This is a genomic window from Aeromonas sp. QDB54 (genome assembly GCF_027707385.1).
Classification (GTDB): domain Bacteria; phylum Pseudomonadota; class Gammaproteobacteria; order Enterobacterales; family Aeromonadaceae; genus Aeromonas; species Aeromonas hydrophila.
Genome location: NZ_JAPCIT010000013.1, coordinates 1 through 17198 on the forward strand (window position 1 = coordinate 1; position 17198 = coordinate 17198).

At 62.1% G+C, this 17198-nt stretch carries 14 protein-coding genes; 11 read left to right on the forward strand and 3 right to left on the reverse strand.

All coding sequences use genetic code 11. The features are described from left to right. Nucleotides 1–95 precede the first annotated feature (95 nt). From PG881_RS13825 to PG881_RS13870, 10 genes are all read left to right on the forward strand, one after another. Nucleotides 96–2225, forward strand: coding sequence for a sigma 54-interacting transcriptional regulator (locus tag PG881_RS13825; protein ID WP_270800691.1), 2130 nt, complete (start codon nucleotides 96–98; stop codon nucleotides 2223–2225). A gap of 11 nt (nucleotides 2226–2236) precedes the next feature. Beyond that, on the forward strand, nucleotides 2237–3094 hold the full coding sequence (gene fdhD / locus PG881_RS13830; protein ID WP_270800692.1) for a formate dehydrogenase accessory sulfurtransferase FdhD: 858 nt from the start codon (nucleotides 2237–2239) through the stop codon (nucleotides 3092–3094). A gap of 125 nt (nucleotides 3095–3219) precedes the next feature. Then, a complete protein-coding gene (gene recR / locus PG881_RS13835; protein WP_010633741.1) occupies nucleotides 3220–3822 on the forward strand; it encodes a recombination mediator RecR in 603 nt (200 codons plus the stop codon). Between the two features lie 233 nt (nucleotides 3823–4055). Next, nucleotides 4056–5981 (forward strand): molecular chaperone HtpG, encoded by a 1926-nt coding sequence (htpG, locus tag PG881_RS13840; RefSeq protein ID WP_270800694.1) that lies wholly within the window; start codon nucleotides 4056–4058, stop codon nucleotides 5979–5981. Nucleotides 5982–6235: 254 nt separating this feature from the next. After that, complete coding sequence (gene adk, locus PG881_RS13845; protein WP_011706319.1) at nucleotides 6236–6880, forward strand: adenylate kinase; 645 nt, start codon at nucleotides 6236–6238, stop codon at nucleotides 6878–6880. 114 nt (nucleotides 6881–6994) lie between these two features. Further along, nucleotides 6995–7969 carry a ferrochelatase gene (gene hemH / locus PG881_RS13850; protein WP_042067040.1) on the forward strand — a complete coding sequence of 325 codons (975 nt, stop codon included), beginning with the start codon at nucleotides 6995–6997 and terminating at the stop codon, nucleotides 7967–7969. A 73-nt stretch (nucleotides 7970–8042) separates the two neighbouring features. Next, nucleotides 8043–8435 carry an MAPEG family protein gene (locus PG881_RS13855; RefSeq protein ID WP_041217031.1) on the forward strand — a complete coding sequence of 131 codons (393 nt, stop codon included), beginning with the start codon at nucleotides 8043–8045 and terminating at the stop codon, nucleotides 8433–8435. 179 nt (nucleotides 8436–8614) lie between these two features. After that, the gene (locus PG881_RS13860; RefSeq protein ID WP_011706316.1) at nucleotides 8615–9919 is read left to right on the forward strand and encodes an inosine/guanosine kinase; all 1305 of its coding nucleotides are present in this window, start codon (nucleotides 8615–8617) and stop codon (nucleotides 9917–9919) included. A gap of 187 nt (nucleotides 9920–10106) precedes the next feature. Further along, the gene (locus PG881_RS13865; RefSeq protein WP_010674427.1) at nucleotides 10107–10469 is read left to right on the forward strand and encodes a DUF2750 domain-containing protein; all 363 of its coding nucleotides are present in this window, start codon (nucleotides 10107–10109) and stop codon (nucleotides 10467–10469) included. Nucleotides 10470–10637: 168 nt separating this feature from the next. Continuing rightward, nucleotides 10638–11132 (forward strand): hypothetical protein, encoded by a 495-nt coding sequence (locus tag PG881_RS13870; RefSeq protein WP_017408190.1) that lies wholly within the window; start codon nucleotides 10638–10640, stop codon nucleotides 11130–11132. Here PG881_RS13870 and PG881_RS13875 read toward each other — a convergent pair. Continuing rightward, entirely contained in the window at nucleotides 11095–12735 is a 1641-nt protein-coding gene (locus PG881_RS13875; protein ID WP_270800697.1) for an EAL domain-containing protein, read from the reverse strand. The genes PG881_RS13870 and PG881_RS13875 overlap by 38 nt on opposite strands. Nucleotides 12736–12923: 188 nt before the next feature. Here PG881_RS13875 and glgC point away from each other — a divergent pair, with 188 nt between their 5' ends. After that, entirely contained in the window at nucleotides 12924–14198 is a 1275-nt protein-coding gene (glgC, locus tag PG881_RS13880) for a glucose-1-phosphate adenylyltransferase (RefSeq protein WP_270800699.1), read from the forward strand. A gap of 77 nt (nucleotides 14199–14275) precedes the next feature. Here glgC and PG881_RS13885 read toward each other — a convergent pair whose 3' ends face one another. Continuing rightward, nucleotides 14276–16276: a hypothetical protein gene (locus tag PG881_RS13885; protein ID WP_270800701.1), complete on the reverse strand. Its 2001-nt coding sequence runs from the start codon at nucleotides 16274–16276 to the stop codon at nucleotides 14276–14278. Between the two features lie 145 nt (nucleotides 16277–16421). After that, nucleotides 16422–16973 carry a lipoprotein gene (locus PG881_RS13890; RefSeq protein WP_024944003.1) on the reverse strand — a complete coding sequence of 184 codons (552 nt, stop codon included), beginning with the start codon at nucleotides 16971–16973 and terminating at the stop codon, nucleotides 16422–16424. Nucleotides 16974–17198 lie beyond the last annotated feature (225 nt).

Sequence of the window (17198 nt, forward strand, 5' to 3'; positions counted from 1 at the left end):
AATCGGCTCAAACATGAAGAAATGAAATGACTGAGTCAGCCGAGAAGAATTTCCCCGCTTATTCGCACCTTCCCTAGATGTAATGCGAGGCCTGAATGCTGAATGTGAGTGCCATTCCGTTGACCGACATCTCACCCATCTGGGATGACGGCTTTCTCTCCCTCTCCAAGAACCTGCTCTCTGCCGTCACCCTGGACGACTTCATCAAGAAGCTGAACTGGATCCAGCCCTGCTTTAGCCAAGTGGATCGGGTCAACCTCATCCTCAACCTGGGGACGGGGGAGGAGGCGGTCTTCTACTACCTGGGGGAGCAGGGGCCGACACACCTCATCTGCCGCAAGGCCGATCTCCATTTTTCCCGCGAGCAGGCCATCGTGCTGCCGGGGAGCCGCTTTCGCCATCGCTGCGAACAGCTGGCGAGCACTCCTGTCTATGACGGCTTGCAATCCTACTGCCAGCTGCCCATCACCACTGCTCGCAGCCACCTGGGCGGGGTGGAGTTCATCAGCCGCGAGGCCAATGCCTTCCAGATGGAGACCCTGGCCAAGCTGACCCAGCTGGCGGCCATCGTCGCCATTGCGCTGGAGAACGTGCTGGACAAGGAGCGCACCCTGGAGCAGGCCAACTCCCTGCGCCTTGAGCGCGACAGCTGCAAGATCCTGGTGGACGTGACCAACGCGGTGATTAAACTGGTGCGCATCGCCGAGTTGCCCCAGAGCCTGTTCACCATCCTGCACCACCATTTTGGCATCAGCAGTCTGTGCCTGGCCGAGTACAACGCCACCTCCGACAGCTTCAAGAGTTACCTGGTCAATCAGCAGCAGCGTGAACAGCCCGGCATCATCAACCATTCGTGTTTTGAGAAGAACTGCCTGCAGGGGGCGCTCGGCCACAGCGAGCCCTTCTTCCTCTATCGCGAGCAGGGCCACGGCTGCCAGTCGAGCTGCCGCTTCACCTCCCAGATCCTGCCCCCCGACGCCGACAGCTCCTGTATCCTGCCGCTGCGCTATCGGGGCAACCTGCTGGGGGTGTTGATCCTCTCCCACCCCGAGGCGGATTTCTTCGCCGACCTCGATATCTCGCTGCTCGAACAAGTGGCGGCGCGCACGGCGATTGCCATGAACAACGTGCAGGCGCAGCAGGAGATCTCCAACACCACCGGCGCCAGGGAGAAGACCCTTCGAGTCGACGGACCCGCGCCACAGGGGGACTTTGCCAACATCATCTACCAGAGCGCCGTGATGGAGAAGGTGCTGGAGAAGGTGAAGCTGGTGGCCCAGAGCGATTGCACCGTGCTCATTCTGGGGGAGACCGGCACCGGCAAGGAGCTGATCGCCCAGGCCATTCACGCCCTGAGTACCCGCCACGATCACGAGATGGTCAAGGTGAACTGCGCCGCCATTCCCACCGGCCTTATCGAGAGCGATCTGTTTGGCCACGAGAAGGGGGCCTTCACCGGGGCACTGACCCAGCGCATCGGCCGCTTCGAGCGGGCCCACAAGGGCACCCTGTTCCTCGACGAGGTGGGGGACATGCCGCTCGATCTGCAGCCCAAACTGTTGCGGGTCTTGCAGGAGCATGAGCTGGAGCGGGTGGGCAACAGCAACCCCATTGCCATCGACGTGCGGCTGGTGGCGGCCACCAACTGCGATCTGCTCTCCATGGTGAAGAACAAGCGCTTTAGAAGCGATCTCTATTACCGGCTCAACGTCTTTCCCATCGAGCTGCCGCCCCTGCGCGAGCGGCGCGAGGATATTCCTCTCTTGGTCAACTTCTTCATCAAGAAGATCGCCAAGCGGATGCGCCGCACCATCACCTCCATCTCGGCCGACGCCATGAAGATGCTGGTGTCGCTCCCCTGGTACGGCAACATCCGTGAGCTCGAGAACATCATCGAGCGGGCAGTGGTGATGACCCGCGGCCACGTGCTCAACCTCTCGCCGGACGAGCTGCTGCCCCTCAAGGGCTTTCACAAGATAGAGACCCTGGTCTATGACGAGCCGGCCCGGGAGCTGTTTCGCGAGCCGCTGCCCGCCTTGCCGCAAGGTGAAGAGGCACAGGGGGAGGATGAGAGGGTCAGCATCATCCGGGCGCTGAAGGCGTGCAATGGCATCGTTGCCGGCGAGCGGGGCGCGGCCCAGCGCCTCGGCATGAAGCGCACCACCTTGCTGTCGAAAATGAAACGGCTCGGGATCTCGGCCAAAGATCCACGCACCCTCAACTAAGGGGCACCTAGATGTTGCTTGAACTCGACCCCGACACCCCGCAGGCGCTCAGCGCCCATCGCGAGGTGGTTCATTACCATCAGCGCGGCGTCACCACCGACAGCGCCATGCAGCTGCCTTGCGAAACCCCGGTGGCGCTGGTCTACAACGGCATCGCCCACAGCGTGATGATGTGCTCTGCCGCCGATCTCGAGGATTTCGCCATCGGCTTCTCGCTGTCGGAGGGGATCATCGACAGCCTGCTCGATATCCACGACATCGAGCAGCAGAGCGCCTGTCGCGGCATCGAGCTGCACATCACCCTGGCCAATCGCTGCGTCCATCGTCTGAAAGAGAAGCGGCGCACCCTGGCCGGGCGCACCGGGTGCGGCATCTGCGGTAGCGAGAGCCTGGAGCAGGTGGTGCGCGCCCAGCCAAGGCTGCCCGACAGCCAGCGCTTTGCGGTGGGCCATATCGACAAGGTGCTGAGCGCTCTGCGCCCGCTCCAGCTGCTGGGGCAGAGCACGGGGGCGACCCATGCCGCCGTGCACGTGGACGGCGAGGGCAATATCCTCGCCATTCGCGAGGACGTGGGGCGTCACATAGCGCTCGACAAACTGGTGGGGTACTTGCAGCGCAGTGGCCGGCGCGACGGCGCCATCCTGGTGACCAGCCGCGCCAGCTTCGAGATGGTGCAAAAGTGCGCCAGCGCCGGGGTGGAGATCTTGCTCGCCATCTCCGCCGCCACCGAGCTCGCGGTCGAGCGGGCCGAGCAGACCGGGCTCACCCTGGTGGGCTTTTGCCGCCCGGGGCGGGCGGAGATCTACAGCGGCCGCCAGCGCATCCTGCTGGCAAGCGCGGCATCATCCCTTACAGCGGCAGAAGGCTGAGGGCACAAGGCCATTGGCGCTCGGGATTGGCTCGGGTATAGTCCTGCGCCAACAAGATAGGTTCGGTCGCGCTCCTTGCCCGTCAGGGCGCCGCGGCCGACACAGCTTCAAAGGATACCAAGCCCATGAAATTCAGCCCGCTGCTGGATGAGATGATGAAAGCCCTGCAGGTGCTGCCGGGTGTCGGTCCCAAGTCGGCCCAGCGCATGGCATTTACCCTGCTCGAGCGTGAGCGCAGCGGCGGCCTGCGGCTGGCCCAGCTGCTCTCTCGCGCCCTCACCGAGATTGGCCACTGCAGCCACTGCCGCACCTTCACCGAGAACGAGCGCTGCGAGATCTGCGCCAATCCCAAGCGCGAAGAGAACGGCCTGCTGTGCGTGGTGGAGAGCCCGGCGGACGTGGCCGCTATCGAGCAGACCGGCCAGTTCTCCGGCCGCTACTTCGTGCTGATGGGCCACCTCTCGCCGCTGGACGGCATTGGCCCGGAAGAGCTGGGGCTGGAGATCCTGGAGCGACGCTTGAAAGACGAGGCGATCAGCGAGCTTATTCTGGCCACCAACCCCACCATCGAAGGGGACGCCACCGCCTGGTACATCGCCGACATGGCCCGCGCCGCCGGCGTCAAGGTGAGCCGGATTGCCCACGGGGTGCCGGTGGGCGGCGAGCTGGAGCTGGTGGACGGCACCACGCTCTCCCACTCCCTGATGGGGCGCCAGCCCCTTAACTGAGTCAGTGCCAGTTTTTCAACTGAACCCACGCCAGCCCTGCAACAGGCTCCGCGTCACGACTCAGCAGCAATACCAGAACCCGCCTCGGCGGGTTTTTTGTTGGGCAAGAGGGTCGATTGGCGCAAAAATCGCCATTCGCACGCCTCGACGCTTTGCCCCCCTTGAAATGGCGATCGCCGGCCCCATCTTGGATCGGGAATATGTTCAACCCGAATCGCCTGAGGATAGTGTCGATGACCCAAAGCGTTCATGCCGAAACCCACGGGTTTCAGACTGAAGTCAAACAACTGCTGAGCCTGATGGCCCACAGCCTCTACTCCAACAAAGAAGTGTTCCTGCGCGAGCTTATTTCCAACGCCTCCGATGCGGCGGACAAGCTGCGCTTCAAGGCGCTTTCCGATGCCTCTTTGTTCGAAAACGACGGCCAGTTGCGCGTTCGCCTGGTGGTTGATAAAGAAAATCGGACTCTGACCATCTCCGACAACGGGATCGGTATGACCCGTGATCAGGTGATCGAGCACCTGGGCACCATCGCCAAGTCCGGCACCGCCGAGTTCTTCAAGAACCTCTCCGGTGATCAGGGCCGCGACTCCCAGCTGATCGGTCAGTTCGGGGTGGGCTTCTACTCCGCCTTCATCGTCGCCGACAAGGTGACCGTGGTGTCCCGCGCCGCCGGTACTGCTCCAGAGCAGGGCGTGCAGTGGGAGTCGGAAGGGGAAGGCTCCTTCACCGTGGCTGACGTGACCAAAGAGGGTCGCGGTACCGACGTCATCCTGCACCTGCGCGCTGAAGAGGACGAGTTCCTCGACGACTGGCGTCTGCGCTCCGTGGTCAGCAAATATTCCGACCACATCAGCGTGCCGGTGGAGATGTACAAAGAGGGCACCCCGGATAGTGTTGGAGAGGGCGAAGAAGACGGTGAAACCATCGTCGGCACCCCGGGCGAGTGGGAGCAGGTCAACCGCGCCACCGCGCTGTGGACCCGCAACCCGAAAGAGATCAAGGACGAGGAGTATCAGGAGTTCTATAAGCACGTCGCTCACGACTTCGAAGATCCGCTCTTGTGGGGTCACAACCGGGTGGAAGGGGCGCAGGAGTACACCAGCCTGCTCTACGTGCCGGCCCGCGCTCCGTTCGATCTCTACAACCGGGATCAGAAACATGGCCTGAAGCTCTACGTGCAGCGCGTCTTCATCATGGACGACGCCGAGCAGTTCATGCCGGCTTACCTGCGCTTCGTCAAAGGGGTGCTGGACTCCAACGATCTGCCGCTCAACGTCAGCCGTGAAATCCTGCAAGACAACAAGGTGACCGTCTCCCTGCGCAAGGCCTGCTCCAAGCGCGTGCTGACCATGCTGGCCAAGCTGGCCAAGGACGATGCCGAGAAGTACGCCAAGTTCTGGAGCGAGTTCGGCAATGTTCTCAAAGAGGGCCCGGCCGAGGATTACGCCAACCGCGAAGAGATCGCCAAGCTGCTGCGCTTTGCCAGCACCGCCGGCGAGGGTGAAGCCCAGACCGTGTCACTGGAGGATTACGTTGGCCGCATGAAGGAAGGCCAGCAGAAGATTTACTACATCACCGCCGACTCTTACGCCGCCGCCAAGAACAGCCCGCACCTCGAGATCTTCCGCAAGAAGGGCGTCGAAGTGCTGCTGATGTGGGAGCGGGTCGATGAGTGGCTGATGAGCCACCTGACCGAGTTCGACGGCAAGCAGCTGGTCTCCGTCACCCGTGGCGAGCTGGATCTGGGCGATCTGGAAGACGAAGCCTCCAAACAGGCGCAGGAAGAGGCCGAAAAAGCCAACGCCGGTCTGGTGGAGCGGGTCAAGCAGAGCCTGGGTGAGGCGGTGAAAGAGGTGCGCGTTACCCACCGTCTGACCGACTCCCCCTCCTGCATCGTCACCGATGCGCACGGCATGAGCACCCAGATGATCAAGCTGATGCGCGCCGCCGGTCAGCCGGTGCCGGAGCAGAAGTACATTCTGGAATTGAACCCCGACCACGCCCTGGTGAAGAAACTTGACACCATCCAGGACGAGGCGCTGTTCGGCGAGTGGGTCACCCTCTTGCACGAACAGGCCCAGCTGGCCGAGCAGGGCGGTCTCAATGATCCGGCGAGCTTCGTCTCCCGTATCAACCGTCTGTTACTCCAGGCATGATGTTTGGGCCCACTGCGCGCAGTGGGCTCTTTCTTTTCTGGCGCCTGCCCCGTTTGGGGTGGGCGCCAGTTGTGTGCAGCACTGCTGCATTTTCACTCATTTTTCGTACACGGATCTGCGCCAATGGTCGTATTGCCATGTCGGAAAGATGGTGAAAAATAAGCCACTCACACGGGGCAAGCTTGTGAAAATGGGCGAAACCGTGTAGTTTTTTGCCTTCTCAAGAATTGAATAACCAATCAATAGGAGCGTGTATGCGCATTGTTCTGTTGGGGGCTCCGGGTGCCGGCAAGGGTACTCAGGCTCAGTTCATCATGGAAAAACACGGTATTCCGCAGATCTCCACCGGCGACATGCTGCGTGCCGCGATCAAGGCGGGCACCGAGCTGGGCCTCAAGGCCAAAGCCGTGATGGACGCAGGTCAGCTCGTCTCTGACGACATCATCATCGGCCTGGTCAAAGAGCGTATTGCCCAACCGGATTGCGCCAACGGCTTCCTGCTGGACGGTTTCCCGCGCACCATTCCCCAGGCGCAAGCCATGAAGGACGCCGGTGTTGCCGTGGACTTCGTATTGGAGTTCGACGTGCCGGACGAAGAGATCGTCAAGCGCATGAGCGGTCGTCGCGTTCACTCCGGCTCCGGCCGTACCTACCACGTGGTGTTCAACCCGCCGAAAGTGGAAGGCAAGGACGACGTGACCGGTGAAGATCTGGTGATCCGTGCCGACGACGAAGAGACCACAGTGCGCAAGCGTCTGGATGTGTACCATCAGCAGACCGCACCGCTCATCGGCTTCTACGGCAAGGAAGCGGAAGCGGGCAACACCCGTTACGTCAAGATTGATGGCACCCAGCCGGTGGATCTGGTCAGCAAGCAGCTGGCGACCATCCTGGGCTAAGCCCGCCATTGCCATCGTCCCCAAGGGGCCAGCGGCAATGTGCCAGTGAGACAAGGGCCCGGCATGGGCCCTTTCTTGCATTCAGACATAACAACAGAACGACAGGAAGCATACGTGACCACGAAAACCGGGATCTTGCTGGTCAATCTGGGTACCCCAGCCGCGCCCACCACGGCCGCCGTCAAGGCGTTTCTCAGCCAGTTTCTGCACGATCAGCGGGTCGTCGACCTGCCGCGCTACCTCTGGTGCCCTCTGCTCCACTTCATCATCCTGCCGACCCGCTCCCCCAAGGTGGCCAAGCTCTATCAGCAGGTGTGGACCGAGCAGGGCTCGCCGCTGATGGTGATAAGCAAGCAGCAGCGCGCGGCGCTGGAGCAGGAGCTCAAGCGCGAAGGGGTCGAGGTGCCGGTGGAGCTGGCGATGACCTACGGCTCTCCTTCGCTGGATGAGGGCTGGCAGGCGCTCAAGGCCAAAGGAGTCAACCGGGTGATCCTGTTGCCGCTCTATCCCCAGTATTCGGTCAGCACCACCGCCTCGGTGTTCGATGGCTGGGCCAAGGCGATGAAGAAAGAGCGCAACCTGCCGGTGGTGCGGCTCATTCGTGATTACCATGCTCACCCCGAATATATCCAGGCGCTGGCCATGAGCGTGCGTCGCCACTGGGAACAGCACGGCCAGGGCGAGCACCTGCTGATGTCGTTCCACGGCATTCCCGAGCGCTACGAGCGGGAAGGAGATCCCTATGGTCACCAGTGCCGGCGCACCGCCGCCCTGCTGGCCGAGGCGCTCGGGCTGGAGGCCAGCCAGTGGACCGCCAGCTTCCAGTCCCGCTTTGGCAAGGAGGAGTGGCTCAAGCCCTACACCGACGTGACCATCGCCGGCCTGCCGGCCACCGGGATCAAGCGGCTTGACGTGATTTGCCCCGCCTTTGCCGCCGACTGCCTCGAAACCCTGGAAGAGATCCAGGTGCAGAACCGGGAGATCTTCATGGCCGCCGGTGGCGAGCAGTTTGAATACATTCCGGCCCTCAACAGCGATCAGGCCCACATCCGCATGATGGTGTCGCTGATCTGCCGCGAGCTGGCCTGACAGACATACAGCCGGTGCCGCCCATCGACACCGGCTGCCAGCCGTTTGCTATCCAAGGAGAAGGAGTTTCACCATGATGCATATCACCCTGATTTACGCCGGCCTCTTGGGGCTGCTGTTCCTCTTGCTCTCCTTCTGGGTGGTCAAGCGCCGGGCCCAGTTCAAGGTGATGATAGGGGAAGGGGAGGCACCCGAGATGCGCGCCGCCATCCGGGCCCACGGCAACTTTGCCGAGTACGTGCCGCTCACCCTGCTGCTGATGGCGCTGTGCGAGCTGGCGGGTGTCGGGGCGTTGTGGCTCCATGTCGGCGGCCTGGCGCTGCTGGTGGGACGCATCCTGCATGCCATCGGCATCCAGATCCCCAAGGCACCCAACCTGCCGAGACTGGTCGGCACCCTGCTGTTCTGGCTGGCGCTGGGCCTCTTCTCGGTGCTGGCGCTGGCACAGGGGCTCGCCGCCGGCTGAGTCTTGTTCGCTGCAAAAACCACCTCCTTGCGAGGTGGTTTTTTTGATGAGTTTTGGTAAACGTTTTCCTATGCAGGCCGTGTCTATACTGACTTCATATTTTAATCAGGCGACTTTTCGGCGCGGCGGATTGTGTTAAAATCCCGCCCCTCTTTCCCCCAGAGCACAAGAACATTGCCATGAAATTTCCCGGTCAGCGCAAGTCCAAACACTACTTTCCAGTGGATCGTCGTGATCCCCTCATCTCCCAGAGCGCGGTGCTTGCGGAGCGGGGCAAGGCCTATGTGGTCGGGATTGACCAGACGCTGGTCGATATCGAGGCGCACGTTGATCTGGCATTTCTCGAGCGTTACGGCCTGAGCCGCGGCCACTCCATGCTCATCTCCGATGACGTGGCCGAGCAGATCTACGACGAGCTCAAGAGCAACAACATGGTGGTGAGCGAGTTTGCCGGTGGCACCATCGGCAACACCATGCACAACTACTCGGTGCTGGCGGACTCCCATTCCATCCTGCTCGGCGTCATGAGCCAGGACATCCGCATCGGCAGCTACGCCTACCGTTACCTGTGCAATACCTCGTCACGGGTCAACCTCGACTACCTGCAACCGGTAGATGGCCCGGTCGGCCGCTGCTTCACCTTCATCACCGAAGGGGGCGAGCGCAGCTTCGGCATCAACGCCGGCAAGATGGACCATCTGGATGTGGCCCACATCCCCGAGACCATCATCAAGGAGTCCTCCGCCCTGGTCATCACCGCCTATCTGGTGCGCGGTGAAGATGGCACCCCGATGAAGGACGCGGCCATGACTGCGGTGCGTTATGCCCGCGAGGCCGGCGTGCCGGTGGTGCTGACCCTGGGTACCCGCTTCGTCATCGAGTCCGACCCCCAGTGGTGGCGCGATTTCATCAGCGAGAACGTCACCGTGCTGGCCATGAATGAGGAGGAGGGCGAAGCCCTGACCGGCTTCTCCGATCCGCTGGCCGCCGCCGACAAGGCGCTGGACTGGGCCGACATGGTGCTCTGCACCGCAGGGCCGGTGGGGCTCTACATGGCTGCCTACACCGAAGAGGACTTCAAGCGCGAAACCACGCTGCCGCTGCTGCCCGGTGTCATCCCCGAGTTCAACATGTACGAGTTCAGCCGCCCCATGACCCGCAGCGGCTGCCGCGTGCCCAAGCGCATCTACTCTCACATCTCTCCCTACATGGGCGGGCCGGAGAAGATCAAGAACACCAACGGGGCAGGGGACGGGGCCCTCTCCGCCGTGCTGCACGACATGGTGGCCAACGCCTATCACCGCAGCGCCGTGCCCAACTCCGCCAAGCACGTGGCCGAGTTCCTCACCTACTCCTCGCTCTCCCAGGTGTGCAAGTACGCCAACCGGGTGAGCTACGAGGTGTTGGCCCAGAGCAGCCCGCGTCTGTCGCGCGGTCTGCCGGAGAAGGAAGACAGCCTGGAAGAGGTGTACTGGGAGCGTTGATCCCGCCCCTTGCGCTGAAAACGCCTCCTTCGGGAGGCGTTTTGTCAGGTAAAACCCGGCCGCGGGCAGTTTTTTGTGTGATAAACCCCAAGATGCTTGAGTCCATGTCACTTTTGCGACACCATTTGGCCACCGCATTGCCACTCGGCACTGCCGTGGCCGCAGCACCCGATAGAGAGAGAGCCCCATGAGTAAGTTAACTGACAATCTTGACGCCAATTTCCAACTGTTCATCGAAGAAGTCCGCGAGTCGGGTCAGGTATGGGGCTTGCGTTACGGTGAAGACTGGGTCGTCTGCCGCTCTGCCGAGTTCGAAGATGCCGACGTGATGCCGCTCTGGTCTGCCGAAGGGGATGCCCGCCTGCACTGCGTGGACGAGTGGGCCGACTACGAGCCGGAAGTGATCGAGCTGGAAGAGTTTCTCGACATCTGGATCAACGATCTGGACGAAGACGACGTGCTGGTCGGCCCGAACTGGAACGCCGATCTGGAAGGGCAGGAGCTCGAGCCCATCGAGCTGGCCAAGGCGCTGGTGGAACTGGACGCCTGAACCACACTGCATTGAGCCGGGCCTGGGCCCGTCTGATGAGAACCGATATCCGCGAGGATGTCGGTTTTTTTATGGCCGGCTTGCAGAATACTGAATGAAAAGGTGATTTGGCTTTGCACCCGCCAGAGGGATGGTCCATCATCAACCTTTTGCCGAGCGGGAGGAGCCATGTTTGTATTCGACGTCACCGGCGTTGCAGGGGCGCGAGCCGAGATCCGGGTTCAGGCGCTGGACTGGGGGCAGAGCGGCCCCGTCACCTTCCGCTGCGATGACGATCAACTGGCGGTGCTGCTGCTGACCGACTGCCGCTGCGATGCGGTGGGCTTCTTCAATCTGCTGGCGGGCTGCAAGCCGCTCTATCTGGAGCAGTGGCTCAGCTATCTGCAGGAAACCGGCCGCATCGCCAAGCAGAGCTGCCAGCTGGAGAGCCCGGCCCAGGAGGATTACCTCGCCAAGGCCGGTCTTGAACACGAAGAACTCAATGCCCTGCTCGGGCAGGTCTATCAGGTGGCCGGTTTCAACCGGCTGCAGATCAACCGTTACCTCAAGAATCGCCACAATCCCACCACCCTGGCGACCCGCTACGATCAGAAGGAGCTGGAACGCTATCGTCAGCTCAACGACATCATTCTGACTCTGCTGAAGTTGAAGCATCCTCAGTAAACAGCCCGAGCTGGCTGATATCCGGCCGCAACTGCTGGGGCTTGGCGATGAGATAGCCCTGCAGCCCGTCCACATACATGCCCTGCAGCAGCTGCTTCTGACCCAGCTGCTCCACCCCTTCCGCAATCACCTGACACCCCATCCGGTGTGACACGTCGACGATCATCCGCACGAACTGCTGGTTGGTCAGATCCTGCTCCAGCCCGGTGATGAGGGCGGGATCCAGCTTGATGTAGTCGGGCTTGAGCTCGCGAAACAGGTTGAATGACCCTATCCCCTTGCCGAAGTTGCAGATTGCGGAGCGACTGCCGTTGCGCCTGAGCAGCTCGAACACCCGCTTGGCCCCGGTCAGGTTGCGTTCCAGATGCTCTTCATCCAGTTCGAACACCAGGTTGGCGCTGGTGTTGGGGTCGTTGAGCAGCTGTCGGTCCAGCCAGATCAGAAAGGCGCTGTTTTGCAGCAGGTTGCTGGAGAGGTTGATGCCCCAGCGACTCTGATTCGAGCCAAAGGCCCGGTACTGGCGCATGACGTGGGTCACCAGCATCTGCTCCAGCCGCATCACCATGTCCAGCCGCTGGGCCATGGCGAACAGGGTGTCGGTGGGCAGCACTGTGCCGTCGGCACTGCTGAAACGGGTGTAGATCTCGTTGTAGGCCAGCATGCTGCGGTGCATCGGCTGGATCGGCTGGTAGGTGAAGCTGATCCGCTCCTGCTCCAGCAGCTCGGTCAGCACCAGCTTCCAGTGATGCTGCCCCTGCAGCTCCACCACGCTGTCATCCTGCTGGATGGCCCAGCCGTTGACCGTCTCGGTCTGGGCGCGGGCCAGCGCCAGATCCGCCCTGGCCAGAATGGCCTCGATCTTCTGGCCGCTGCTGAGCCGGGTCAGCCCGGAGTAGGCGGCGCTCTCCAGTTCATGCTGCTGCTGATAGTGATCGAAGGCGATCTTCAGATCCCGCCCGAGCAGGGGGGGCGGGATATTGGCGACCGGCTGCACCAGCACCGCGAAGTCGGCCCCCGAGATGCGGTAGACCTGATGGCCCGGGAAGCGGCTCACCACCCTGGTGATGATATTGGCGATATCCTTGATGTAGGCATCCCCTGACTGAAAACCGCGCTGGGCGTTGAGCTTGCCAAGCTCGGTGGCGCGGATCAGCACCAGGGTGGCGGTCTGGGTGTCCTGATCCCGCTGCAGCAGCTCAGTCATGTCGCGGCGAAAGGCATGGCGGTTTTGCAGCTGGGTCAGTTCGTCCTGGGTTGCCTGATTGTGCAGCTCGCTGATCTGGCGGTGGGCGTCGCGCTCGGCCTCGTTGAAGTGGGCGAGCAGCTGCTGCAGGGCGGCCTGGGCCTCGGGGGTGGTCAGACAGGTGGGGTCACGCAGTTGCAGTGCCCGGCACCACACCTGCTCCTGGTGGCTTTGCTCCGCCCGTTGGAGGTGCAGGGTCAGCATGCTCAGCAAGCCGAAGCCGAGCAGGCTGGTGGCGAGGATGATAAGCAGGGTCAGCAGCGTGCTGGTGAAGGCGAGCCAGAGCCCCTGCAACAGCAGCAGGGGAGCACAGAGGAGAGCGATCACCAGCAGCTGGTTGCTCCCGAGCTTGTTCAACATGGTGTCATCCTTGATGATGTCGTTGATGCTGAAATTCTAACCAAGCTCGCGCTGCAAAGCATGAGATCCCGCTCAACTCCTGGAAAAGGGCCAATTGAAATCAGTTAAATGTGAGTGAAACCACTTTCATGGCGCCGGAAACAGGCGAAGATGAATCGAAAATGGACCAAAACAAGGCAGAGGTAATTATGTTGTTAGAACCCGTAAATACTGCCAAAGCACGGCAACTATTGAACCAGAGTATGGCCTTGGTGCTCGCGGGGGGACGGGGCAGTCGCCTGAAGCAGTTGACCGACAACCGCGCCAAGCCTGCCGTCCATTTTGGCGGCAAGTTCCGCATCATCGACTTCGTGCTCTCCAACTGCATCAACTCCGGCATTCGCCGGGTCGGGGTGGTGACCCAGTACAAGTCCCACAGCCTGCTGCGCCACCTGCAATCGGGCTGGTCCTTCCTGCGCTACCAGATGAACGAGTTCATCGACTTGTTGCCCGCCCAGCAGCGGGTGGACGAGGTGCACTGGTATCGCGGCACCGCCGACGCCATCTACCAGAACGTCGACATCATCCGTGACTACGGCCCCAAATACATAGTGGTGCTGGCGGGGGATCACATCTACAAGATGGACTACGCCGCCATGCTGCTCGATCACGTGCGCCTCGGCGCCAAGGTGACGGTGGCCTGCATCGAGGTGCCGCGCGCGGAGGCCTCCGCCTTCGGGGTGATGGACATCGACGAGCAGCGCAAGATCCGCGCCTTCGTGGAGAAGCCGGCCAATCCGCCCGCCATGCCGGGCAACGAGAATGTCTCCCTGGCCTCCATGGGCATCTACATCTTCGAGGCGGAGTACCTCTATCAGCTGCTGGAAGAGGACATTCACAATCAGGAATCCAAACACGATTTCGGCATGGACGTGATCCCGCGCATCGTGGGAGAGGGCAAGGCGTTTGCCCACCCGTTCACCATGTCCTGCGTGGGGGCCAAGGAGGGACAGAAACCTTACTGGCGCGACGTGGGTACCCTGGATTCGTTCTGGGAGGCCAACATGGATCTCGCCTCCGTGGTGCCCGAGCTCGACATCTATGACGAGAACTGGCCCATCTGGACCAGCCAGACCATGACGCCGCCGGCCAAGTTCGTGCAGGACAGAAACGGCCAGCACGGCATGACCATCAACTCCATGTTCGCGGGGGGCTCGATCGTCAGCGGCTCCTTCGTGCTCAACTCCGTGCTGTTCACCCATGTGCGGGTGCACTCCTTCTGCACCCTGGATCAGGCCATCATTTTCCCCGGCGTCGAGATTGGCTCGGGTTGCCGGTTGCGGCGGGTGGTAGTGGACAAGGGCTGCAAGCTGCCCGACGGGCTGGTGGTGGGAGAGAACGCCGACGAGGACAACCGCCGCTTCTATCGCTCCGAGCAGGGTATCGTGCTGGTAACCAAGGAGATGCTGGCCAAGCTGGGGTGATGTCACGCCCAACGCCAGACGCCACAACTAAAAAGGGATCCGATAAGGCTCCCTTTTTCTATTCAGCGAGTGGCTGATTATTTTTCGGTGATCAGCGCCTTGGCGGCCATCACCATGGCGGTGCCGTGCTTGCCACCGGCGGCGGTCACTTGCGGGACGCCATCTTCGTCGGTGTCACCACCGGCCCCTTCGATGACGTTCTCGCCGGAGTCGCCGATCCACTCGGCCATCTGCATGCCGCCGTTGACGGTGCCACGGAACCAGCCCACGTAGCGCTGGGTCAGCTGGGCCAGCTCCAGCGCCGGGGCTTTCTCGCCGCCTTCGTTGCGCAGGTTCAGCATGGCGGAGCGCAGGGCGCCGGAGATGGCGGCCTGGGTCCAGGGAGTGTATTCACCCTGCTTGCCGGCGAGCCAGGTACCGGCCTTCTGGTTGAAGTAGGCTTTATCGGCGGCGATGAACAGCTCGCGCGCCGCCGTGCGGTACTTGGCATCCGAGGTTGCCAGGAAGGCGGCGGTCAGGCCGCGGATGGCGGCAAACTGCGCATCGATGGACTGGCCGGCATCGAGCTTGCCACCCAGGGTGACCCCATCGTGCACCAGCCCATTTTTGCCCTTGAGATTGGCGAGGATGAAGTCAGCCTGCTGGCGAATGAGCACCAGCGCCTGCTGGCCCTGAGCGGTTTTCAGGTTCAGCTCGCCATTGTCACCGGCGGCGTAACCGACCGGCAGCGCATCCTGGGCGCGCTGGAAGATCTGCAGGGCGACCAGGCTGTAGGCGGCGTCAAAGGTGGTGACGTGCTTGCCCTGTTTGCCTGCCTGCCAGCTGTCGACCAGGGTGCCGGCCTTGGGTTCGAAGTGCAGGGCATTGAGGTTCTTGAACACCATGCCGGAGAGGTTCAGCGCCAGGGAGAAGGCATCGTCACCCGCCACCAGCTTGGCGGCATCGCTGCCCTTGTTGGCAGCCGGTGTGGCGGCGAACGGGGCACCGTCGAACACGGCGTGGAAGGCCGGGTTCTGGTTGGTGTTGGCGCTGCGCTGATCGGTGAAGGCGTAGAACTCGGAGAGCGGCCACAGCATCATCCAGGCGTCGCGCAGCTGGGCGGAGCCGTCCACCACCTCGAGCTTGCCGATGGCGCCGACGTCGTTCTTGCCGGTCTCGGTCACTTTCACCTGATGGGGGAAGTAGACGATACCCTTGGCCGGATCGTACTGCGGGGTGATCTTGGCGCCCAGCTGCTTGCCGTCAAAGCCGAGCTGACCCTGCAGGATGGCCAGCTTGTCGATGGACTGCTCGGTCAGCATCATGCCATTGAAGCCGTCGGCGGCTGAGACCCCCAGCTTGTGCTTGCCGTCTTGATCCATGGTGGCGGACGCGGCTTCCACCTCTTCATCGGTCTCGGCCACGTGCATGCCGCCGAGGAAGTCCTGGGACCACATCACCTCTTTGAGCAGGATGCCGCCCACGGCCGCCGGCACCAGCAGGTTGTCACTGCCGCTCCAGCGCAGGGTGGCGTAGTCGCGGAAGTAGGCCGGTACCTGGGTCTTGACGCTCTTCTCGTTGCCCTTGGCGGTCTTGATGGTGATCTGGTCGCCGTTGACCGGGGTGGCGTTGACGGCTTGCGCGAACTCCGGGTTGGCGGAGGAGTAGGGCAGGGAGAGGGGATACATGCCCTGCGGCACTTCATCGGCCGGGAAACCGACCGCATCGGCCATGGCCAGCACCCGCTGGCCGAGGGAGGCCATGGTGCCGCCGCGAGCCTGGTTTTGCGGACCGTTCACCAGATGGGGGCCCATGCCGGATTGATAATTGAGGGCGTACATCGCCTCTTCGGAGTATTCGTAGGATTCGATGCCGGCGGCGAAGTCGAACGGGGTCGGCTCATCGGCGCGATTGGCGTCCAGCACATCCAGATCCAGACCGAGGGCCTCGGCCAGCGGCTCGCCGGAGAGCTCGAACTCGGTGTAGGCCAGCATGTTGGCGGCGGTGTTGAATGTTTTGTCTTCTACCTTGACGGCGGCGTGTGCGGCGCCGCTCAGGAGCGCGCAGGCGATTGCCTGGACCAGTACGGTTTTTCTCATGTCCCTTCTCACCATATGTTTGATTTTATTATGACGCTTCTCATGAATCTAAATGAGAATGGTGTGCATTATGAGGCAAAGGGGGAAGCTTGAGAAGAAAAAACCGCGCCCCTGGAGTTGAAGATAAGAGGGGCGCGGTTGGGGGTCAGAGCAGCTTGAAGGGGATGACCAGTCGTCCCGGTTCCACCTTGAGGGCTTCGACTTTATCCTTGATCCTGGCTTCGTTCTTGCGACTGCCATCCAGCCGGTAGACGGGGGTCTGGGAGAGGAACAGCGAGAGCGACTGGTTGAAGGTGGGCAGTAGCGGGGTGAGGGCGGTGCCCACGTCGGCCGGCTCGGTCTTGACCGAGATGAGCTCGAGATCGCGCAGGTAGATGGCGCCCTGCTCGGCCACATAGTCGGGGCGGGCGCTGAGGGAGAGGCGGATCTTCATCTGCTGGCTGCCAAGGGGACTCGCTACCTGCAGATCGCCAGCGGCATCCAGTTCGACCCGGTCGGCCTGGCGGCGACCGATGCGGCTTTGCATCTCATCGAGGCGGATCTTGCTCGACATGATGCCGGGGATCCCCAGCTGCTTTTCGAAGGCGACCCTCTCTTTGAGGTATTGGTTGATCTCCCCTTCGCTGACGTTGTACTGGGTGAGTGAACAGGCGGCCAGCAGCAGGCTGAGGGGGAGCAGAAGCAGGTGCTTTAACATCGAGGATCCCGTGGGTTGAGACAATGGTCATAAAGATGGCGCCATCTTAGGGGGAAATGGCGTTCGCTGCCAGCGCGGGCGGCGAGCCCGCGGTTTTTGTCGCAGCCTCATATGGGGGGTTGGCTGCGGTGCTCATACGGACAAGGCTGGCCGGACCTGCACGGTGGGCCGCAGCAGCCGTGGCACCCGCCATATCCACAGATAAGTTCCAGTTTTATCGGCATA